This window comes from Cobetia sp. PS-4MA (genome assembly GCF_057670765.1).
Genome location: NZ_CM173107.1, coordinates 1,292,412 through 1,314,110 on the forward strand (window position 1 = coordinate 1,292,412; position 21,699 = coordinate 1,314,110).

Sequence of the window (21,699 nt, forward strand, 5' to 3'; positions counted from 1 at the left end):
ATGGTCAAGGTACTGGGGGGAGTGTGGGCGTTGTTGCTGGGGATCGTGCTGATCATGCTCGGCAACGGCATGCACTTCACGCTGATCGGCCTGCGTGGCGCCATCGAGGGCTTCTCCTCGGCGGAGCTGGCGATCGTCACCTCGGGATACTTCGTGGGGTTTCTCTCCGGGGCACGTTATACCCCGGTGCTGATCCAGCGGGTCGGACATGTGCGGGTGTTCGCCGCGCTGGGCAGCTTCATCTCGGCGGCACTGATCGCCTTGCCACTGCTCACCGAGCCCTGGGCCTGGACCCTGCTGCGCATGTTGATCGGCTTCTGCATGTCCGGCATCTATGTGACGGCGGAAAGCTGGCTGAACGCGGCGGCCAGCAACGAGACCCGTGGCAAGGTGCTCTCGGCCTACATGATGGCGCAGACCCTGGGCATCATCGGGGCCCAGGGCCTGCTGACGCTGGGGGATGCCGCGACTTCCGTGCTGTTCATCTGCGCCTCCATTCTCGTGTCGGTCTCCTTCGGCCCCATCCTGTTGTCGGCGGTCGTGGCGCCCGTGGTGGAAGTCTCGCGGGCCATGTCATTCGGTCAGCTGTTCCGGGCCTCGCCGCTGGGGGCCATCGGCATCTTTCTGCTCGGTAGCGTCTACGCCACCCAGTCGGGGATGGGCGCGGTATTCGGCACTCAGATCGGCCTCTCGGGGGCTCAGATCGCGCTGTTCATCGCCACGCTGTTCGCCGGCGCGCTGGTTCTGCAGACCCCCATCGGCTGGTTGTCGGACCGCATGGATCGCCGAGTGCTGATCGGGATTCTGGCCGCCGCCGGTGCAGCGTCCTGTGCACTGGGCTGGATGGCGGGAGATGCCCTGTGGCCGTTGATCGCCGCCGCGTTCCTCGCCGGTGGGGTGACCACGCCGCTGTATGCCCTGCTGCTGGCCTTCACCAATGACTCGCTGTCTGCCGAGGAGATGCCGGGCGCCTCGGGCGGGCTGGTCTTTTCCTTCGGACTCGGCGCCATCCTCGGGCCGCTGGCGGCAGGGGGCGCGATGGAGATGCTCGACCCCCATGCCTTCTGGCTGGTGCTGGCCGTCACCTTCGTGGCCATCTCGCTATATGCGCTCTATCAGGTCACCCAGAAGGCGAGGGTGCCGCTGGAGGACACCGACAGCTATCTGAATATCCTGCCGACGGCGTCACCGATGGCGGTGGAAGTGGCGGTGGAGTGGGCGCATGAACATGCCGAGGACGAGCAGGAAGCGCTGGCGGCAGCTGAGGCGGCCGCACAGGAAGAGGCCTTCGAACATGAACTGGAGGAAACTTTCGAGGAGGCGCTGGAAGAGGCTCTCGATGAGGCCTTTGCGGCCAATGAGACGCCAGTGGACATTCAGGGCGCTGCTGATCAGAGCGCCATTGATCAGAGCGGTATTGATCAAAGCACTATTGAGCAGAGCACTATTGATCAGAGAGACGGCAGACAAACCCCCGCCGCCGCGAAGTCAGATAGGACAGACTCCGCCGCGGCGGGCTCAGACGAGCCGGCGTGGCAGACATCTACGTCTCACGACGCGCTCAAGGCCCAGTGGCCGCCGTCCACGCCTTGAGATCCGCTCAGTGAGGGGCGCGTCTCACGCTTATCTGCTACGACAGGCCGTCACAGCAGGCCCAGCTCACGCGACAGTTGCTCCACATCGCTCACCTGGCGGGTGATGAAGGTCTCCAGCGCCTTGCCGGACTTGTGGAAGGGCATCAGGCCGTTGTCCTGCATCACCTGCTGCCACTCGGGCGTATCCGCCATGCGATTGAGGGTCTGCTCCCACCAGGCAAAGGCGGCATCGGAGACGCCACCCGGCAGGTAGAAGCCCCGCCAGTTGGGGGCTACCACGTCGATGCCCTGTTCGCGTGCGGTGGGAATGTCGCCGTACTGGCCGGGCAGGCGCTCTTCGCTGAACACGGCCAGCAGGCGCAGATGGCCTGACTCGACGAAGCCGCGGGCCTCGGTCATGTCGCCGGTGAAGGCCTCCAGGTGGCCGCCCATGACCTGGGTGATGGCCACGGAGCCGGAGTCATAGGCCAGATAGGGCAGGGCACGCAGATTCTCGATTCCCGCCTCGCGTGCGGCCATCAGCACCTTGAGGTGGTCAAAGCCGCCCGCGACATCTCCCCCGGCAAAGCGGATTGATTTGGGGTCTGCCTGCATGGCGCTCATCAGGTCGCCGAGGGTCTGGTAGGGGGAATCCGCGGCCACCGCGATCACGCCGTAATCCGCGCCCAGCGTCACCAGCCAGCGCACGTCGTCCACCTTGCCGTCCTGATAGGCGTGCTGCCCCAGGCGAGTGGTGGTGGCGCTGGAGGCCGCCACGATGACCTGCTCATCGTCATGGCGTTTTGACTTCACGTGCGCGAAGGCAACACCCCCGCTGGCACCGGGCACATTCAGTGTCTGCATGCCGGCGGGAATCAGATTCTGCTCATCGAGAAGGCGTGCCACGCTACGACAGGTGAAGTCCCAGCCGCCACCGGGCTTGGCGGGGGCGATACATTCGGTCTTGCCCCTGGGGGCAACGTCATCGGCCGCGCTTTCCTCGGCGGAGGCGCTCAATGGTGTCATCAGGCCAAGACTCAGCAGCAGGGCAGCGGGCAGGGCGCCGGCACGATGAGGTGCAACAAGGCGAGAATGCAGGCGGCGCAGCAAGGTGCGGCGGGCAGGCAAGGTGGCGTACATGGCAGGGTGTCCTTGGGTGTTCAGCGTCGATCGTTATGGTTATGTCAGCCAGGGCGGCGTGTCTTCTGCGGCTGGCTTGCGTACTCGCGGGTTCTGGCATGGTGAGTCATTGCGAGAGTACGAATGAACGAAAATAGCCTATTTCGGCGCGCAGCGGAAAGGCGCAGGGCTGAGGCGTCCTGGCAGGAATCGGCATTTCCCCAAGCCTCTCTCCTCAATGTGGTCCCGGGATTGCTAGAATTGCGCCATCAGGCTGTGATGAACGTTTCGCGATCTCCCAGCCGCCGCCTTTCATTGAGGAGACGGGCCATGACCCTTACCCCGCGCATGCATGACTTTCTCGCCCGCCTGCCCAAGGTGGAGTTGCACCTGCATATCGAGGGCTCGCTGACCCCTGCGCTGATGTTCGAGCTGGCGGCGGAGCAGGGCATCGCCTTGCCCTATGCCACTCTGGAGGAAGTCGAGACGGCCTATGACTTCGCGGATCTTCCCGCCTTCCTCGCGCTCTACTATCAGGGCATGGGTGTGCTGAATGACGAGTCGCATTTCTACCGACTGGCGCAGGACTATTTCCGCCGCGCGAGTGCCGATGGCGTCAAGCATCTGGAACTGTTCTTCGACCCACAGGCGCATCTGTCACGTGGCGTGAGCCTGGCCACCCAGTTCGCGGGGCTGGAGCGCGCCTGTCGTGAGGCAGTGAAGGAATTCGATATCACCTCGGCACTGGTGCCGAGCTTCCTGCGTTGCCACTCCGCGGAATCTGCACGCGAACTGTTCGAGGCGCTGATTCCCTTCGAGTCACGCTTCGTGGGGGTCGGGCTGGACAGCGCCGAGATCGGCAACCCGCCGGAGAAATTCACCGAGGTCTTCCAGCTGGCGGGGGAGCGCGGCTGGCACCGTGTCGCGCACGCCGGCGAAGAGGGTCCGGCTGCGTACATTCGCACCGCGCTTGAGGTGCTGGGGGTGGAGCGTATCGACCACGGGGTGCGCTGCCTGGAAGACCCGGCGTTGGTCGCGGAACTCGCCGAGCGGCGTATCCCGCTGACGGTGTGTCCGCTCTCCAATGTCGCGCTCAAGGTGGTGGAGCGCATGGACGACCACCCGCTGCCCAAGCTGATCGAGGCCGGGCTCAACATCACCCTCAACTCGGATGACCCGGCCTATTTCGGCGGTGGCATGCTCGACAACTTCATCGCCGTGCAGCAGGCGCTGGAGCTCAGCGAGACGCAGTGGCTTACCCTGTGCCGCAATGCCATCGACGCCGCCTTCCCGCAGCGCGCCGAAGGCCTCGGCATGAGTGACACCCGCCGTGATGTGCTGCTGGCGCAACTCGATAGCTGCGTGGCGTGATGCAATTATCACTGAGGCTTGAATACTGAATGTAATCAACGGCTTGGCCACCAACATCGCTAGCATGACGCCGCCTGCGGCAAGCGCTCCATCAGATGTTGCTTGACCGTGCTAAGTCGTTGAGTACAATGCAGTTCTGGCGTGCGCAATGCACCGCCCTGCGGGTGTAGCTCAATGGTAGAGCAGAAGCTTCCCAAGCTTAAGACGAGGGTTCGATTCCCTTCACCCGCTCCAGATTCTTCAAAAAGCCTCCCGAATGGGAGGCTTTTTTGTGTTTGGGATTCCATGCGGCACGCGTGTGCATGGAATTCGATGGGATGCGTGGGGATGGAAAACGGGGGCAGCAGCAGCCTGCTCGATGAAGTGCCGCGTGACTGTCTTGCCGAGCCGATCGAAGCGGAATGTGTTGCTGACGTGGCGGAGAGCCGCGATATTGGCAGGTCACCTTTCAGCAGTTCGTCATTCGTTGAACGACAAGGAAATCCAGTGGAACTCACCGTCTGGTTGGCATATGTCAGCGTCATCACCGCCTTGATCACCTTTCCCGGACCGTTTGCGTTGCTGTGCATGGATCATGGCCTGCGCCACGGCCGACGCCGCTCGTTCGCGACGGTGGCGGGCGGAGCGGCGGCGTCACTGGTGTTGATGGCCTTGTCGTCGCTGGGCCTCGGTGCGGCCTTGGCGGCGTCGGAGACGGGGTTTCTGGTGCTGAAGATCGTCGGGGCGCTCTATCTCATCTATCTGGGCATTCAGGCCTGGCGGGCGCCATCCCAGCCGGTGGTGTTCGGCGCCGTGGGGGAAGACGGGCAGACCCGCGCCAGAGTCACGCGTTGGCAACTGTGCCGCAAGGGCTTCGGTATCGGGATCAGCAACCCGAAGGACTTGCTGTTCTTCGGCGCGCTGTTCCCCAACTTCATCGACATGGCCCAGCCGCAGCTGCCCCAGTTCGTGGTGCTGGCGCTGACCTGGCTGGTGGTGGACCTGCTGACGATGAGCACCTACGCCCATGCGGGTTCCAGCATCAGTCGCTGGTTTGATAGCCACCGGCGCGTGCGGCTGTTCAATCGCACCACGGGCAGTCTGTTCGTCGTGGCCGGCGCGGGACTGGCGGCGTCGCATCGGTGAGCCGAGCCTTGGCTGCCATTGCACAAGACATGAAGCGCACGAAGACGACAACGGCACCCGAGGGTGCCGTTGTCGTGTCTGGAGCCTGTCAATCATCAGTGCTTTAAGGCTCAGCGTTCAGGGCGTGATTCCAGATACTCTTCGAGCAGGTTGCCGTCCTGGCGTGACACCTTCTGCTTCCAGCTATCGAAGACATGCTGGCTGGCGGCTTCCAGGTCACGGTGGAGTGCCGGCGGTGCAGGGGTGATCAGGCGTGCACCATTGGCTTGCAAGGTGGTATAGGCCTCGGCGAGCACGGCTTCAGCAGATGCCCAGGCGTTTTCTTCCGTTGCCTTCGCGGCAGCGAGCAGTGCCGTCTGCTGGCGCTTGTCGAGACGATCGAAGCTGTCACGATTCATGTGAACGATATTGAGCGGCATGGCGTAGTTGAGCGTCGTGAAATTGGGCATATACCGGTAGAGCTCCGCGCTGACACCCCCCATGGCGGAGGTGAGGGCGCCGTGGATGCTGCCGGCTTCGAGCAGGGGCTTGAGTTCCCCCCAGCTCATGACACGCGGGTCGGCCCCCAGATTGAGCAGGATACGCTGTGTGTTGCGGTCATAGGTGCGAATCGGCATGTCCTTGAGGTCATCACCATCGGCGATGGGCCGAGTGCTCCACAGGCCGCTTGGGGGCCATGGCAGCGCGAACAGCAGTATCTGGTGGTGGTCCTCGAGCAGCTCGCGATAGCGGGGCTTGGCGAGCTGATAGAGACGGTTCGCTTCCTTGAGGTTGTAGGCGATGGCCGGCAACGACGAGATGCCGAAGAAGGGAATCTCCTCGGCGAGGGCACCGCTCAGTGTCGCGGCAATGTCGATGACGCCGGCGGAAGTGGCCTGCAGGTGACTGGCCGAGCGAATGTCCGAGCGCAGCGTCAGGGCCAGATCACCATCGGACTGCCTGGTGACTTCCTGGCTGAATTCTGCCGCGCGTTGGCCCATCAGGGTATCGGGCTCGTAGTCGCTGCTCATGCTGAGCGTCGTCTGGGCCTGGGCAAGGGGGGGCGTCAACAGCGCGGTGAGCGCCATGAGCGAACGGAATCGGCGCAGAGGAGAGGATGGCGTCATGGAGGGGGCCTTTCTCGTTGTTGTCATTCCGGGTGTCCGGCATCGGGACACTCGAGGGCGCTCCCACGGCCCTCGGCTCGGGGCTGATCCGCCAGACCGAATGGCTCGCGCTTCATGCCCGGGTGTCGCGAGACACCTGGGCGGACTGGAGAGCGTGGCGGCGCTAGAGCGTGGAGCGCACGTCAAGATAGTGATCCAGCAATTCGTTTTCCTTCGGGCCTACCTTGCTGCGCCAGCTTTCGATCACGCTGATGCTGGCGCGGGAAAGTGACTGCTTGAGATCAGGCGTGAGGGGATTGCGGACAGTCACGCCCGCGTGTTCTAGCTGGGCGTGCGTCTCTTCCAGGATGCCGGCGATGGCGTCCCAGCTGGTATCTTCAATCTCTGCCGCGGCGGTGAGCAGCGCCTCGCGCTGGGGGGCGTCGAGGGCCTCGAATCTCGCCTGGCTCATGTGCACGATATTGAGCGGCATGGCGTATTGCAGGGCGGTGTAGTGATCCAGCGTGCGGTTGAGCCCGGCTGTCAGACCGCCCAATGCCGAGGTCATCACGGCCTCGATGCGGCCTTCGGCCAGTTGCTGTTGCATCGGCTCCCAGCTCAGCACGCTGGCGATGGCGCCGAGGTTCAGCAGCACGCGCTGGGTATTGCGGTCATAGGCACGCACGGTCAGCCCCTGGAGGTCCTGGCGCTCGGCGATCGGCTTGCGCGACCAGAGTCCGCTGGGAGGCCAGGGCAGGGCGTAGAGCAGAATCTGATCATGGCGCGCCAGCAGTGCCTCGTAACTCGGGCGAGCCAGGCGATAGAGCTCTCGGGCTTGGCGCGGATTGTCGACCAGCGTGGGCAGTGAGCTGATGCTGAACAGCGGCATGCTGGTGGCGAGGGCGCCGCTGTGGGAGTCCGCCAGTTGAATGATATCGGCGTTGATGGCTTCAAGATGATTCACTGACCGCAGGCGAGTCAGCGGGCCTTCACCGAAATGGATCACCAGTTCTCCCTCGCTGAGCGAGGCCACCTTCTCGACGAATGCCTGGGCACGCTGCCCCATCATGGTCTGGGGGCCATACTCCCGGCTCATGGTCAGCTCGACCGAGTCAGCCCGGGCGTCCGCGCCCATTGGCGCCAGCCCCAGGGCAAGGATCACTCCGAGCACTCTCTTCATGCTTGAGCGCTGTCCAGTTGGCATGTGTCGTCATCCATCCGTTGTGTCTGATACATCCAGTATCTCTCATTCGCGCCTCCCTTGCCGTTGGTGTTTCGGTCAACGCAAGCCGCCGCTCTCCTTTCCCCTGCACCAACGCAGGGTTCAGTGCGGCGCAACGGGCGTTGAACTGCCAGTTGACGCAATGTGGTCTACGCTCAGAACAAGGCCGTGCAACTGCCCTGACACGAATTCCGCGCCGGGACCGCATGACCGGATTGTCGACGACTGTCAACGGGAGGTAGACCACATGCTGACCCACGTATGGGGCTTGATGGCACATCCGCAACGGGAATGGCAGACCATCCGCAAGGAACACGAATCCATCACCCACCTCTACGCACATCATGTGCTGCTCATGGCGCTGGTGCCTGTCATCTGCGCTTACATCGGTACCACCCAGGTCGGCTGGAGCCTGACGGAAGGCCACGCCATCCTGCTGGAACCCCTCGATGCCTTCTATGCCGGTATCGCCTTCTACATCGCCATCCTGACGGCGATCGCCTTCATGGGCACCGTCATACACCTGCTGTCGCAGCGCTTCTCGGGTCATCCCAGTCGTCGTCGCTGCATCATCTTCGCAGGCTATGTGGCCACGCCGATGTTCCTGGCAGGTTTGGTGGCGCTGTATCCCATCATCTGGCTGTGCATTCTCGCCGGTACCATCGGCCTGTGTTACAGCGCCTATCTGCTGTATCTGGGCATCCCGCCACTGCTGGACATCTCCAACAAGGAAGGCTTTCTGGTCACCGGCTCCACGCTCGGGATCGGGGTGCTGGTGCTGGAAGGACTGCTGGCGGTTACCGTGCTGCTGTGGGGGTACGGCGCACGCTGGTTCATGTAGCCCCGTGAGGCAACGACCCCGATGTCAGTGACGTGATGCCATCTGCTCGAGAAAACACACCTTCGACGCCTCGCCTTCACCGGCGGGGCGTCGCCGTTTCGTGACCGTGTTGGTCCGTGGCCCTTGTGCTCGGCGGCAGCGGCGTGGAAAGTGTTGGACTCAATAGACAGTGTGGAAGAAAGCGCATGGACAAGTTTGAGCTGAGACTGGAGCAGGCTGCGCGTGCCGCATGGTTGTCCTATGTGGGAGGGCGAACCCAGGATGAGATTGCCACCCAGCTTGGGGTCTCTCGCCCGGGAATACAGCGCCTGCTGTCGCTGGCGCGTCAGGAACGCCTGGTCAAGATCTCCATCGATCACCCCGTGGCCAGCAGCATGGCGCTGTCGGATGCGCTGGTGGAGCGATTCGGTCTGAGCTTCTGCGATGTGGTGCCCTCGGACACCCAGTCGCCGGAAAGCATTGCGGAGTATCTCGCGGTGGCCGGTGCCGAGCGCCTGTCGTTCTATCTCGGCCGACAGCAGCCACAGACCATCTCGTTGAGTACCGGACGCGCGGTGCGTGCGGCGGTGGAAGCCCTGAGCCGCAGTGAGCGGCCCCAGCATCGTATCGTGTCGCTGGTCGGCAATGTCGCTCTGAATGGCTCCTCGAACCGCTATGACGGCGTGATGCTGCTGGCGGACAAGATCGGCGCGGACCGCTTTCTGCTGCCTGCACCGGTGGTGGCGGCCAGTGTCGAGGAGAAGGAGTCACTGCTCAGTCAGAGTCTGGTCAAGGCGGTGTTCAGCGTCGCCTGCGAGGCCGATGTGGGGATGATCGGCATCGGGCGACTCGATGCCCAGGCGACCTTGTTCCAGGATCAGTTCATTAGCGCCGCCGAGCGCGATGAGTTGATGGAAGTCGGTGCCGTGGGCGAATTGATGGGCTGGCCGCTGGACATGAATGGACAGCTGATCGATTGCCCGCTGGCGCAGCGCATCACCAGCGTGCCGCTGACCTCGCTCAAGGCGCAGCCGCTGATCGGGCTGGCGGGCGGGCACGACAAGGTGCCGGCCATTCTGAGTGCATTGCGCGGTGGCTGGCTGCAGGGGCTGATCATCGATGAGGTGGCCGCCCAGCGGGTCTGCGCGGCACTAAAGGACTGAGCAGGAGACGGCTGCCTTCGAATGGCTTCAGAGTGATGGGGCATTCTGATGGTGTTCTGCTGACGGCTTGCGCTCGACGACAGGCTCCCGATGACAGGCTCTCGTGAATAGACGCCGTACAAGGCGCCGAGCGAGTCGTCGGGAGCAGGGCGGGGGCAGTGTCTGGCGTTGTCTTGCTGGCGCGATGCCTGGGGGATGCACACAACCCTCACGCCGCCATTTCTGTTCTTTTTCTCCCTCTTATTTCTCACCTTCTTTTCTCTTTCTCTTTCTTTCTCTCCTTCCTTCGTCTGGCCCACGGCTTTTGCTGCGAAACCTGCCATCTCTTGTCAGACATTCCGGCAGGATTGTTCGACTCAATGGCGGCGAATTCCGCCTCGATCAAGGGCTGCGTTGTTTCGTTTAACGCTAATATCTGTATAGGCTGATCGGGTCGCAAGCTCAGAGGTCATGCCGGCTATCGGTCTACACCCAAAGGATCAGATCCCAAGGTGGTATAGCCCAAGGTATAGCGCTTCAGAGTTTGCTTTTTCAAAGGTCTGATCCGATCATTTGTTCACTGAATGACGTTTTGATCGAACGTATTTGTGCCGAGATGTCTCGCCAGGACATTCGAGCACCAGACCGGTAGATGGGAAGGTATCGGTGCCTCAGGTGCCGCTACCCTCGAAAAGAACAATGCCAATAACGCCCGATGGAGTGCCCTCATGCGCCTACCTCACATCACCAAGCCCCGCCGTCATCTGCTCACGCTCGCCAGCGTCGCCGCCATTGCGCCGCTCAGCGCACAGGTGAGTGCCGAGACCATCACCGTGGCGACCGTCAACAACGCCGACATGGTGGTCATGCAGAGCCTGACCAGCGAATTCGAGAAGGCGCATCCGGATATCACTCTCGACTGGGTGGTGCTGGAAGAGAACGTGCTGCGTCAGCGCCTGACCACCGATGTCGCGACCCAGGGTGGCCAGTTCGATGTCATGACCATCGGTACCTATGAAGTGCCTATCTGGGCCAAGCACGGCTGGCTGACCAAGCTCGACAATCTGCCGGACGACTATCAGGTCGATGACCTGATCAAGCCGGTGCGTGATGGTCTGAGCCTGACCGAAGGCGAGAACCAGGGCCTCTACGCGCTGCCGTTCTATGGCGAGAGCTCCATGCTCTACTACCGCAAGGACCTCTTCGAGAAGGCCGGTATCGAGATGCCGGAGCAGCCGACCTGGACACAGGTCAACGACTGGGCCGCCAAGCTCAACTCCGCGGATGAAGGTGTCTACGGGATCTGCCTGCGTGGCAAGCCGGGCTGGGGCGAGAACATGGCGGTGCTGGGCACGATGGTCAACAGCTTCGGTGGCCGCTGGTTCAATGAGGAGTGGGAGCCGCAGCTGGACTCGCCGGCCTGGAGCGAGGCCATCAACTTCTACGTCGACATGATGGGCAAGTACGGCCCGCCGGGGGCGACCTCCAACGGCTTCAACGAGAACCTGGCGCTGTTCTCCAGCGGCAAGTGCGGCATGTGGGTCGATGCCACGTCCGCAGCTGGCAAGCTCTACAACCCGAAGGAATCTTCCGTGGCTGACAAGCTGGGCTTCGCACCGGCGCCGATCGCCAAGACGGAGAAGGGCTCGCATTGGCTGTGGTCCTGGGCACTGGCCATTCCTGAGTCTTCCAAGTCCAAGGATGCCGCCCAGACCTTCATCACCTGGGCCACATCCCAGGAATACGTGAATCTGGTCGGCGAGCGTGAAGGCTGGGCCAGCATTCCGCCGGGCACCCGTGTCTCCACCTACGAGAATCAGTCCTACAAGGATGCCGCCCCCTTCGCCGGCTTCGTGATGGACGCCATCACCAGTGCCGACCCGACCGATCCGACGCTTGAGCCGGTGCCGTATGTCGGCGTGCAGATGGTGACCATCCCGGAATTCCAGTCCATCGGTACCCAGGTGGGTCAGATGATCGCCGCGGCGCTGGCGGGCCAGATGTCGGTCGAGCAGGCACTGTCCTCCGCCCAGCGTTCCACCGAGCGTACCATGCGCCAGTCGGGCTATTGATCTGATCTCAACGGCTGTGATCTCAACGGCTGTGATCTCAAAGGATCCGGTCTGATCTGACCTGAATGTTCCAACGGCCTCCCGCCTTGCCTTGAGCCTCGACACGAATTGACTCGAAGCACGGCGGGAGCCCATCCGGCACCCGCGGCAACCTCTTCCTCTCGAGACTTCTGCAACGCCCTTGCGGCGTGGCACGGGGAGCCTCGGCCTGAAGCCCACCGCATTGCCGGACTTCCTCACCGTATCGAAGGACTCACCATGCGCACGAGAGCATCCGGACGCACCGTCGGGGGATTGCGAACCCTGTCGCTGCAAGCCCCAGCCGTAAGCCTGTTGTTGATGTGGATGCTGGTACCACTGGTCATGACCCTGTGGTTCTCCTTCCAGCGTTATAACCTGATGATGCCGTCGGTGTCCGGTTTTGCCGGCGTCGACAACTATTACTATCTGCTGACCGACCCGTCCCTGTGGACGGCCATGGGCAATACCCTGCTGCTGGTGGGCTGGGTGCTGGTGGCCACCGTGGTCGGCGGTACGCTGCTGGCGGTATTGCTGCAGCAGGAATTCTTCGGGCGTGGCGTCGCGCGTCTGTTCGTGATCGCGCCGTTCTTCATCATGCCCACCGTGAGTGCGCTGGTGTGGAAGAACATGATGATGCACCCGGTCAACGGCATTCTCGCCTGGGTCGCCGGGCTGTTCGGTCTGCCGGCCATCGACTGGTTCGCCAGCCTGCCGCTGACCTCCATCGTGATCATCGTCACCTGGCAGTGGCTGCCGTTCGCGGTGTTGATCCTGCTGACCGCCATCCAGTCACTGGATGACGACCAGGTCGAGGCGGCACGCATGGACGGGGCAGGGCCGGTGGCGATCTTCTTCTACATCACCTTGCCGCACTTGAAGCGTGCCATCAGCGTGGTGGTGATGATCGAGATGATCTTCCTGCTGACCATCTTCGCCGAGATCTTCGTCACCACCTCCGGTGGTCCGGGGCTGGCCTCGACCAACCTGGCGTACCTGATCTACATCCGCGCCCTGCTGGACTTCGATGTAGGGGGTGCCTCCGCCGGTGGCGTGATCGCCATCATCCTGGCCAATATCGTGGCCTTCTTCCTGGTGCGTACCGTCGCCAAGAATCTCGAGAACTGATGACAAGCGCTCAGCACAGGGAGACTCAATGATGTCGACTTCAACTTCCAATTCCGTGGCCGCCGCCAGCGCAGCAGTGAGCGCCAGTCGTGCGCGCCGCAGCGTGATCAACAAGAAACTTGTCCTGACCCTGGTGGCCTGGACCATCGCGCTGGTGATGTTCTTCCCGATCTTCTGGATGATCCTCACCAGCTTCAAGACCGAGGCCGAGGCGATCGCCACGCCGCCGAGCCTGTTCTTCACGCCCAGCATCGAGGGCTATATCGAGATCCAGGCGCGTGCGGACTACTTCAAGTATGCCCTCAACAGCGTGGTGATCTCGCTGGGTGCCACGCTGCTGGCGCTGCTGATCGCGATTCCGTCCGCCTACTCGATGGCCTTCCTGCCCACCAAGCGCACCCAGGGCACGCTGCTGTGGATGCTCTCCACCAAGATGCTGCCGTCCGTGGGCGTGCTGCTGCCGGTCTACCTGATCTTCCGCGATCTGGGGCTGCTGGATAGCCGCACCGGCCTGATCATCATCTACATGCTGATGAACCTGCCGATCGTGGTTTGGATGCTCTACACCTTCTTCAAGGACATTCCCAAGGACATCCTGGAGGCCGGACGCATGGACGGCGCCAGCACGCTGCAGGAGATCTTCCACCTGCTGCTGCCGCTGACCCTGCCAGGCATCGCTTCCACCGGCCTGCTGTGCGTGATCCTGAGCTGGAACGAGGCGTTCTGGAGCCTGAATCTGACCACCTCCAACGCCGCACCGCTGACTGCCTACATCGCCTCCTTCTCCAGTCCTGAAGGGTTGTTCTGGGCCAAGCTCTCCGCGGCTTCCACGCTCGCCATCGCGCCGATCCTGATCTTCGGCTGGATGACCCAGAAGCAGATGGTTCGCGGCCTGACCTTCGGTGCCGTCAAGTAACGGCGCGCCATACGCATGTCGCCTTGATGCCATGCCACCCAAATTTTGCCATCACCTGCCCGAGGGCAGGTGCGGATAAGGAAACTTCCCATGTCCACACTCACGCTCAAGAACATCGTCAAGGAATTCACCTCCGGGAGTGGCGCCAGCGCCACGACGACCCAGGTCATCAAGGGGGTCGATCTGGAAGTGAAGGACCAGGAATTCGTGGTCTTCGTCGGCCCGTCCGGCTGCGGCAAGTCCACGCTGATGCGCATGATCGCCGGTCTCGAGAACGCGACGTCCGGTGACATCCTGATCGATGGCAATCGCATGAACGATGTCGGCCCGGCCGAGCGCGGCCTGGCGATGGTCTTCCAGAGCTATGCGCTCTACCCGCACATGACGGTGGGCGAGAACATGGGCTTCAGCCTCAAGCTCGCCGGCGTCTCCAAGGAAGAGCGTGCCGAGAAGGTCAACGCGGCCGCCGAGGTGCTGCAACTGGGTCCGCTGCTGGATCGCAAGCCCAAGGCACTGTCCGGTGGGCAGCGTCAGCGTGTCGCCATCGGGCGTGCCATCGTGCGCAACCCGAGCATCTTCCTGTTCGATGAGCCGCTCTCCAACCTGGACGCCGCGCTGCGCGTGCAGATGCGCATCGAACTGGCGCGCCTGCATGCCGAGCTCAAGGCGACCATGATCTACGTGACCCACGATCAGGTCGAGGCCATGACCATGGCTGACAAGATCGTCGTGCTGCAGGGCGGTGTGGTCGAGCAGGTCGGCTCGCCGATGGAGCTCTACCATCACCCGCGCAATCGCTTCGTGGCCGGTTTCATCGGCTCACCGAAGATGAACTTCCTCGACCTCACCGTCACCTCCGTGGCGGTCGAAGGGGTCACGGTGCGTCTGCCGGATGGCAGTGAGCACCTGATTCCGGTCGTGAGTCAGACGGAAGACGGTGCCTCGGTGTGTGTCGGCGATACTCTGACGCTGGGCGTGCGGCCGGAGCATCTGGTGCTCGACGAGAATGGCCCGTTCACGGGTCAGATTCAGGTCATCGAGCGTCTGGGCGGGGTGACGTCGCTCTATCTGGCGACCCCGGACGGCTCCGGCGATGCGCCGATCGGCGGCCTCAAGTCTGACGAGCAGTCCGACAGCGGCTGGATCCTGATGGCGGATGGCGACGTCGACAGCCGTGTGGGAGACCGCATCCGCTACGGCTTCGAGACCGAGCGTGCGCACCTGTTCACCGCCGCGGGTCTGGCATTGCAGAATCTCAACCGTCACCCGCTGACCAGCCTGACGCGTCAGGACAATTCACTGTCCAGTGCCGGTGCCGCACAGGCAGCCCGCGCATGAACGGGAAGCCCGAGGAGGAGGCCGACATGAGTACACCCTTGCAGCAGGTGATCTTCGATTGTGATGGCGTGCTGGTGGACAGCGAGATACTGGCGGAGGAGGTGCTGTCACGTCAGTTGGGGGAATGGCTGCCGGACCTGGATACCGAGGCGGAGCTGCGTGCGGCGCTGGGCATGACCACTGATGCCATTCTGGGGCATCTGGAGGCCATGAGCGCACACACGCTGCCGCCGCAGGCGATGGAGCGCATCGATCACGCCATCGAGTCGCGTCTGGCCAGTGAGCTTGCGCCCATCCAGGGCATGGCGGAACTGCTGGGCGAGCTGATGACCCGGGGTCTGGCGGTGGCGATCGTCTCCAACAGCGCCGAGCGACGAGTGCGTGCCTCGCTGGCCGCCACGGGTCTGGATCGCTGGTTGGGAAAGGTGCCGCTGTTCACGGCCGAGCAGGTCGCACGGCCGAAACCTGCGCCGGATGTCTATCAGTTGGCACTGCGTCAGCTGGGGCGTGATGTCGAGGAATGCGTGGTGGTCGAGGACAGCCTGGCCGGTGTCAGCGCGGCGGTCGCGGCCGGTCTGCGCGTGATCGGCTTTACCGGTGCCGGACATATTCCGCCGGGGCATGCGCAGCGTCAGCAGGAGGCGGGTGCCTGGCAGAGCTGTGCGACCATGGAAGAGGTCAACGGTCTGATTCGCCAGCTGCATGCTGGACAGGCCAGCGACCTGAGCGCCACATGAGCACCGTCAGGGGGTGACACATGCACATGGTTTCTGGACGCGCTGACAGTGACTCCGTGACGTCGCCGGTGTCCCGCAGTGCAAGGCTCACGGGCAAGGTGGCCGTGGTCACGGGCGGTGCGGGAGGCATCGGTCTGGCCATCGCCACCCGGTATGTCGCGGAAGGTGCCTATGTGGCATTGGCAGACATCAATGGCGAGGCGGCCGAGCGTGCCGCGAAGCGACTGCGTGCACAGGCCGGGCCGCAGGCGCGGGTGCTGGCGGTGACGCTGGACGTGACCTCCAGTGTCTCGCGTCAGAGCATGCTGGAGTGCGTGCAGGCCCAGCTGGGCCCGATCGACATTCTGGTCAACAATGCGGCCGTCTTCGCCATGGCGCCGGTGCTTGAGGTCAGCGAAGGCATGTTGCGCCACCAGCTGGCGGTCAATGTCGAAGGGCTGTTCTTCACCCTGCAGGCGGTGGCCAGGACGATGGTCGAGCGCGGGCAGGGCGGCAAGATCATCAACATGGCCTCGCAGGCAGGGCGGCGGGGTGAGGCGCTGGTCAGCGCCTATTGCGCCTCCAAGGCGGCCGTGATCAGTCTCACCCAGTCCTGCGGACTTGATCTCATCCGCCATGGCATCAATGTCAATGGCATCGCGCCGGGCGTGGTGGATACGCCGATGTGGGATCAGGTCGATGCGCTGTTTGCCCATCACGAACAGCGCCCGCTGGGAGAGAAGAAGCGGTTGGTCGGGGAGGCCGTGCCCTATGGGCGCATGGGACTGCCGGATGACCACGCCGGCGCCGCGGTATTCCTGGCCTGTGAAGACAGCGATTTCGTCGTCGCCCAGACACTCAATGTCGACGGTGGCAACTGGATGAGCTAAGGATGAAAGACACCTTCCGTCCTGCTGCAAGCGGTGTGCATCCATGAATGAGGTAGTCACGTGACATCTTTACCCGATTCTCGCCTGGCCCACATGTCGCCCTCACTGGACGACATGGCCAGCCGTGTGCTGGCGGAACATGCCTCCAGTCAGCGCACACGTACCATCGTGGCCCTCGCCGGCCCGCCGGCGGCGGGCAAGTCGACGCTGTCGGAATCCCTGTGCGAGACCCTCAACGCGCTGGAACCCGGCATCGCCGTGGTGGTGCCGATGGATGGCTATCACTACGACAACGCCGTGCTGGCCCCTCTGGGGCTGCTCTACGTCAAGGGCGCTCCGGAGACCTTCGATGCGCGCGGGCTCTATCACGACCTCGTCAGGGTGCGCGCCGATGATGGCCCGGTGGCCGTGCCGGTGTTCGACCGCCCGCTGGATCTGGCGCGTGCCGGAGGCCGCGTGGTCGAGCCCCGTCATCGCATCGTGCTGGTCGAGGGCAACTATCTGCTGCTGCGCCACGCGCCCTGGGATGCATTGCTGGAATTGTTCGATATCCGCATCTTCCTGGACATCGAGGATGAGGTCCTGGTGCCGCGCCTGCTGCATCGCTGGCGTGAGATGGGCCAGGATGCGCGGGGTGCCCATGAGCGTACCCATCACAAGGACATGCTCAATGCGCATCTGATCAAGCAGGACTCGCTCAACGCCGACTGGCGCTGGCGTCTGGCGAACGACCCCATCGGCCCCGACGCGGATGACAGCTGAATGATGGATGGCAAGGAGAGCCGCATGTGGGTTGGCGTTGACTGTGGAACCCAGAGCACCAAGGTGGTGATTCTCGACCCGGACTCCGGGCGGATCGTGGCCCAGGGCCAGCGCAGTCATGCGCTGCAGGAAGGGGCCAACGGGCGCCGTGAGCAGGACCCGCTCGACTGGGTCGCCGCGCTGGAAGGTGCCTTCGATGAGGCACTGACCACCTCGCGGCTGGACCCGCGGCGCATCGAGGCGATCGGCGTGTCCGGTCAGCAGCATGGCATGGTGGTGCTGGATGAGGCGGGCGTGCCCCTTTATCCGGCCAAGCTATGGTGTGATACCGAGACCCGCGAGCATAACGCCGCCTTGATCGAGGCGCTGGGCGGAGAGGCGGGCTGTCTGGAGGCATTGGGACTGGTGCTGCAGACCGGTTACACCGCCTCCAAGCTCGCCTGGCTGCGTGAGCAGCATCCCGAGCGCTATCAGCGCATCGCCAGCATCCTGCTGCCGCATGACTATCTCAATTTCTGGCTGACCGGGGAGCATGTCGCCGAATACGGCGACGCCTCGGGCACCGGCTATTTCGATACCCGGCGCCGCTGCTGGCATCAGGATGTCTTCGCGCAGATCGCCCCGGAGCTTGATGCCCGGCGCGTGTTGCCCAGACTCATCGAATCCCATGAGCCCGCCGGGCATATCCGGCCCGAGATCGCCGCGCGCTTCGGACTGCGCCCGGATGTCGCCGTCTCCAGTGGTGGTGGGGACAACATGATGAGTGCCATCGGTACCGGCAACATCGCGCCGGGGCGCGTCACGCTGAGCATGGGCACCTCCGGCACGGTATGCGCGTGGTCAGCTCAGTATCCCGAGGGCTGTGACCCTCAGGTGGCTGCCTTCAGCGCCAGCGATGGCGGCTGGTTGCCGCTGGTGTGCACCATGAATGTCACCTCTGCCACCACACGGGTGCGCGAGATGTTCGGCTTCGACATCGATACCTTCTCCGCGCAGGTGGCAAGTGCGCCTCCCGGGGCCGAGGGCGTGCAGATCCTGCCGTTCTTCAATGGCGAGCGCGTGCCGATGCTGCCGCGTGCCCAGGCCAGTTTCCATGGGCTGGACAGCCGCAACACCACCCCGGCCAACCTGTGCCGCGCGACCATGGAAGGCGCAAGCTACGGCCTGCGCTACGCGCTTGAGTGCATGGGGCCGCTGGGCAGTGCGGCGCGCCAGATTCGGCTGGTGGGGGGAGGTGCCAAGAGCCCGCTGTGGCGTCAGATGCTGGCGGACATTCTCGACCTCGAGGTGGTCTGCCCGCAGGTGACCGAGGCCGCCGCATTGGGCGCCGCCATTCAGGCCGGCTGGTGTCTGCGCCAGCGGGACGCGCAGGGAGAGGGGCCACGCAGCGAGACGCTGAAGGCGCTGTGTGATCGGCTGGTGGCGCTGGACCTGACGACCCACACCCAGCCCCAGCCCGAGGGAGTGGCCGCCTACCGCAAGGGCTATGCCGATTACCGCGCGCTGCTGGCCAGCGAGCACGGCATTCCCACCGGCGGCTGAATTCCTGCCATCAGCGCTTCAAGCCAGACAACATCGCCCCCGTCGAGGCTCACTCGGCGGGGGCGATGTTGTCTGGCACTTCACTGTATCAGTCTCAGCTCATACGTACGCTATCAGGCTCTCGTACGCTATCAGGCTCTATATTGCGTGCTTGAGCGAGAACTTGGGTGCGAGCTTATGCACGAGCTTAGGCATTGGACGAGCGCGCCCATAGATTGACGCCGCCATCGACGGCGTAGCGGTCGATCTCATCAAGCTCCGCCTGGGTGAAGTCGAGGTGATCCAGCGCCTTGACGCAATCACTGACCTGCTGCGGACGGCTGGCGCCGATCAGTGCGGTGGTGACGCGGTTGCCGCGCAGTGCCCAGGCGAGCGCCATCTGCGCCAGCGACTGGCCACGCCGCTCGGCGATGGCATTGAGGGCGCGCACCCGCTCCAGGTTGTCCTCGGTGAGATGGTCTTCCTTGATCGCCCCGCCACGTGCCAGGCGGCTGTCCTGTGGCACGCCGCCCAGATACTTGTCGGTCAGCACGCCCTGGGCCAGCGGCGAGAACACGATGGAGCCGATGCCCTCGTCATCGAGGGTGTCGAGCAGGCCGTCTTCCTCGATCCAGCGATTGATCATCGAGTAGCTGGGCTGATGGATGATGCACGGCGTGCCCAGCTCGCGCAGGATGGCGGCCGCTTCGCGGGTGCGCTGGGCATTGTAGGAGGAGATGCCCGCATAGAGCGCCTTGCCGGAACGCACGGCGCTGTCCAGCGCCCCCATCGTCTCCTCCAGCGGCGTGTCGGGGTCGAAGCGGTGCGAGTAGAAGATGTCGACATAATCGAGATCCATGCGCTTGAGACTCTGATCCAGACTCGAGAGCAGGTACTTGCGGCTGCCCCATTCGCCGTAGGGGCCAGGCCACATGTGATAGCCCGCCTTGGTGGAGATCACCATCTCATCGCGATAGCCGGCGAAGTCGCGCTTGAGCATGCGGCCGAACATTTCCTCGGCGCTGCCCGGGGGCGGCCCGTAGTTGTTGGCCAGATCAAAGTGGGTGATGCCCAGATCGAAGGCGGTGTGGCAGATGGCGCGCGCATTGTCTTCATGGGCGTTGTTGCCGAAGTTGTGCCAAAGCCCCAGTGACAGGCGGGGCAGTTTGAGGCCGCTCTTGCCGCAGCGCTGGTATTGCATGCGTTCGTAGCGATCTTCAGCCGGGGTATAGCGCATGGCGGAGTCCTTTCGCGAGTGAAGGCGGGGATGTCTCAAGGAGGAAATGACCTCGGATGACACCTTCAGTCTAGGTCGCGTCTGTCGGTCTGATAAGCACATGCGAACGAATAGATTGTTCGCCAGAGCGTACAAAGCTGTGGCAGGCTCGATCCCTCCAATCCCTAGTAGCTGGCATGAGGAGCAGGCTGGATGCAGCATCACAAGCAGGTAGAGCGCCTGATGTTGTTCGCTCAGGTGGCGGAATCGCTCAGCTTCACGCAGGCGGCCAGGGTGCTGGGCATCTCGCGCGCCCATCTCTCCGAGCAGGTGCGGCGGCTTGAGCACGATATCGGGGCGCCCTTGCTGATTCGCACCACGCGGGCGGTGCGCCTGACCGAGGAGGGCGAGCGTATCCGCCAGCGCATGCAAGGCGTGCGCAGCGAGTTGCTGGCACTGGAGCGTGACCTCGAGCACGACCTCGAGCATGGGAGGGAGCACCCGCGACAGGGGTTCAGCGGCGTGTTGCGCATCACGGCGCCGGTGCTGTTTGCCGAGCGCTATCTGATCGGGGTCTGCAATGCCTTCCAGGCCCGCCACCCGGCGGTCGAGCTGCGTCTGGACGTCAGTTACGAGAGTCATGATCTGACGCGCGAACCGTTTGACGTGGCGTTTCGCGCCACGCGCACGCCACCGGACAACCTGATCGCGCGGCGCCTGCTGGATTACGTCCACTGTTGCTGTGCCTCGCCCGAGTACCTTGCGGCGCAGGGCACCCCGCACACGGCCGCAGCACTTGCCGACCACCGTTGCCACCGCTGGGCCGGGCAATCCGGCTGGCCGCTGGCCAGTGGTGAGATAAGCCCCGCTGGTGGACTGGCGATCAATGATCATCGTCTGCTCAAGCAGCAGGCGCTGGATCACGCCGGCATCATCCGGGTCGCTCATTACCTGGTGGATCGTGAGCTGGCCGAGGGGCGTCTGGTACGTCTGCTGGCGCACGAGGAGGGCGAGCCCAACAGCATCTACATGCTCTATCCCCAGCGCCTGCCGCAGTCGGGCAAGCTGCGCGCCTTCATGGCGGCGGTGGAAGCCGCCATGCCACCTCGCAGTGCGTGACCGAAAGACACAGACGCAAGAGTGGCGTATGCAAAAAGACCGCCGTGCCCTGATGGGCGCGGCGGTCTTTTTAATCGCCTTTTATTCAGACCGGTGAGGCCTCTTGACCAGGCTGGCGGGGTCTCAGAGACCCAGTGCGGCGACCCCGGCCTTGGCGATCTGGGCATCCTGCTCCGGCTTGACGCCGGACACGCCGATGCTGCCGGCGATCTGGCCCTCGACCATCACCGGCACGCCGCCGCCCAGCATGCCTTCCAGCTCCGGCGCTGACAGGAAGGCGGTGCGTCCGCCGTTGATGGAGTCCTCGAACAGCTGGGTCTCGCGGCGCCCCAGGGCAGCGCTCTTGGCCTTCTCTTGGGCGAAGTAGCCGGTCATCGCCGGCGTGTCGTCCAGGCGACGCAGGCCCAGCGGGTGGCCGCCATCGTCGGCAACGGCGATGGAAACGGCCCAGCCGTTGGTCTCGGCTTCCTTCTGGGCGGCGTCCAGCATCTGATTGACGTCAGCGAGGGTCAGTACGTGGCGAGTGATCATCGGGCTTCCTTGGC

19 protein-coding genes and 1 tRNA gene are annotated in these 21,699 nt (G+C 63.7%); 15 read left to right on the top strand and 5 right to left on the bottom strand.

Going from position 1 to position 21,699, the window contains the following annotated elements; genetic code table 11:
* Positions 1-1,593, top strand: a complete 1,593-nt coding sequence (locus AC26AR_RS05540) for an MFS transporter (protein WP_488107696.1) — start codon at positions 1-3, stop codon at positions 1,591-1,593.
* A 50-nt stretch (positions 1,594-1,643) separates the two neighbouring features.
* On the opposite strand, the gene AC26AR_RS05545 is transcribed toward AC26AR_RS05540, so the two are convergent.
* Positions 1,644-2,714 carry a Bug family tripartite tricarboxylate transporter substrate binding protein gene (locus tag AC26AR_RS05545; protein WP_289863119.1) on the bottom strand — a complete coding sequence of 357 codons (1,071 nt, stop codon included), beginning with the start codon at positions 2,712-2,714 and terminating at the stop codon, positions 1,644-1,646.
* A gap of 309 nt (positions 2,715-3,023) precedes the next feature.
* Here AC26AR_RS05545 and AC26AR_RS05550 point away from each other — a divergent pair, with 309 nt between their 5' ends.
* From AC26AR_RS05550 to AC26AR_RS05560, 3 genes are all read left to right on the top strand, one after another.
* Positions 3,024-4,064, top strand: a complete 1,041-nt coding sequence (locus AC26AR_RS05550) for an adenosine deaminase (RefSeq protein WP_488107697.1) — start codon at positions 3,024-3,026, stop codon at positions 4,062-4,064.
* 160 nt (positions 4,065-4,224) lie between these two features.
* A tRNA-Gly gene (locus AC26AR_RS05555) sits at positions 4,225-4,298 on the top strand.
* Between the two features lie 252 nt (positions 4,299-4,550).
* Positions 4,551-5,189: a LysE family translocator gene (locus AC26AR_RS05560; protein ID WP_488107698.1), complete on the top strand. Its 639-nt coding sequence runs from the start codon at positions 4,551-4,553 to the stop codon at positions 5,187-5,189.
* A gap of 110 nt (positions 5,190-5,299) precedes the next feature.
* Here the strand turns inward: AC26AR_RS05560 and AC26AR_RS05565 are convergent, their stop codons facing one another.
* Both AC26AR_RS05565 and dctP read right to left on the bottom strand, forming a co-directional pair.
* Positions 5,300-6,295: a TRAP transporter substrate-binding protein gene (locus tag AC26AR_RS05565; RefSeq protein ID WP_488107699.1), complete on the bottom strand. Its 996-nt coding sequence runs from the start codon at positions 6,293-6,295 to the stop codon at positions 5,300-5,302.
* A 163-nt stretch (positions 6,296-6,458) separates the two neighbouring features.
* Positions 6,459-7,454, bottom strand: a complete 996-nt coding sequence (dctP, locus tag AC26AR_RS05570; RefSeq protein WP_488107700.1) for a TRAP transporter substrate-binding protein DctP — start codon at positions 7,452-7,454, stop codon at positions 6,459-6,461.
* Positions 7,455-7,743: 289 nt separating this feature from the next.
* Between dctP and AC26AR_RS05575 the strand changes: the two genes are divergently transcribed.
* From AC26AR_RS05575 to xylB, 10 genes are all read left to right on the top strand, one after another.
* Positions 7,744-8,337 carry a Yip1 family protein gene (locus AC26AR_RS05575; RefSeq protein ID WP_077372653.1) on the top strand — a complete coding sequence of 198 codons (594 nt, stop codon included), beginning with the start codon at positions 7,744-7,746 and terminating at the stop codon, positions 8,335-8,337.
* Positions 8,338-8,522: 185 nt separating this feature from the next.
* Positions 8,523-9,479, top strand: coding sequence for a sugar-binding transcriptional regulator (locus AC26AR_RS05580; protein WP_077372656.1), 957 nt, complete (start codon positions 8,523-8,525; stop codon positions 9,477-9,479).
* A gap of 707 nt (positions 9,480-10,186) precedes the next feature.
* Entirely contained in the window at positions 10,187-11,530 is a 1,344-nt protein-coding gene (locus AC26AR_RS05585) for an ABC transporter substrate-binding protein (RefSeq protein WP_077372660.1), read from the top strand.
* 258 nt (positions 11,531-11,788) lie between these two features.
* The gene (locus AC26AR_RS05590; protein WP_043334545.1) at positions 11,789-12,676 is read left to right on the top strand and encodes a carbohydrate ABC transporter permease; all 888 of its coding nucleotides are present in this window, start codon (positions 11,789-11,791) and stop codon (positions 12,674-12,676) included.
* Positions 12,677-12,707: 31 nt separating this feature from the next.
* Entirely contained in the window at positions 12,708-13,592 is an 885-nt protein-coding gene (locus AC26AR_RS05595) for a carbohydrate ABC transporter permease (protein WP_077373218.1), read from the top strand.
* Positions 13,593-13,682: 90 nt separating this feature from the next.
* Positions 13,683-14,930 (top strand): ABC transporter ATP-binding protein, encoded by a 1,248-nt coding sequence (locus AC26AR_RS05600; protein ID WP_077372662.1) that lies wholly within the window; start codon positions 13,683-13,685, stop codon positions 14,928-14,930.
* Positions 14,931-14,956: 26 nt separating this feature from the next.
* A complete protein-coding gene (locus AC26AR_RS05605; protein ID WP_240499560.1) occupies positions 14,957-15,667 on the top strand; it encodes an HAD family hydrolase in 711 nt (236 codons plus the stop codon).
* Between the two features lie 26 nt (positions 15,668-15,693).
* Positions 15,694-16,536, top strand: a complete 843-nt coding sequence (locus AC26AR_RS05610) for an L-iditol 2-dehydrogenase (RefSeq protein WP_488107888.1) — start codon at positions 15,694-15,696, stop codon at positions 16,534-16,536.
* Positions 16,537-16,596: 60 nt separating this feature from the next.
* Positions 16,597-17,298 (top strand): nucleoside/nucleotide kinase family protein, encoded by a 702-nt coding sequence (locus AC26AR_RS05615; RefSeq protein WP_307722823.1) that lies wholly within the window; start codon positions 16,597-16,599, stop codon positions 17,296-17,298.
* A 24-nt stretch (positions 17,299-17,322) separates the two neighbouring features.
* Entirely contained in the window at positions 17,323-18,840 is a 1,518-nt protein-coding gene (gene xylB, locus AC26AR_RS05620) for a xylulokinase (RefSeq protein ID WP_488107701.1), read from the top strand.
* 187 nt (positions 18,841-19,027) lie between these two features.
* Here the strand turns inward: xylB and mgrA are convergent, their stop codons facing one another.
* Entirely contained in the window at positions 19,028-20,056 is a 1,029-nt protein-coding gene (mgrA, locus tag AC26AR_RS05625) for an L-glyceraldehyde 3-phosphate reductase (RefSeq protein WP_054556771.1), read from the bottom strand.
* A 192-nt stretch (positions 20,057-20,248) separates the two neighbouring features.
* On the opposite strand from mgrA, the gene AC26AR_RS05630 reads away from it, so the two are divergent.
* Positions 20,249-21,154: a LysR family transcriptional regulator gene (locus AC26AR_RS05630; protein WP_176502685.1), complete on the top strand. Its 906-nt coding sequence runs from the start codon at positions 20,249-20,251 to the stop codon at positions 21,152-21,154.
* A gap of 123 nt (positions 21,155-21,277) precedes the next feature.
* Here the strand turns inward: AC26AR_RS05630 and AC26AR_RS05635 are convergent, their stop codons facing one another.
* Positions 21,278-21,685: a GlcG/HbpS family heme-binding protein gene (locus tag AC26AR_RS05635; RefSeq protein WP_166019512.1), complete on the bottom strand. Its 408-nt coding sequence runs from the start codon at positions 21,683-21,685 to the stop codon at positions 21,278-21,280.
* Between the last annotated feature and the right edge of the window lie 14 nt (positions 21,686-21,699).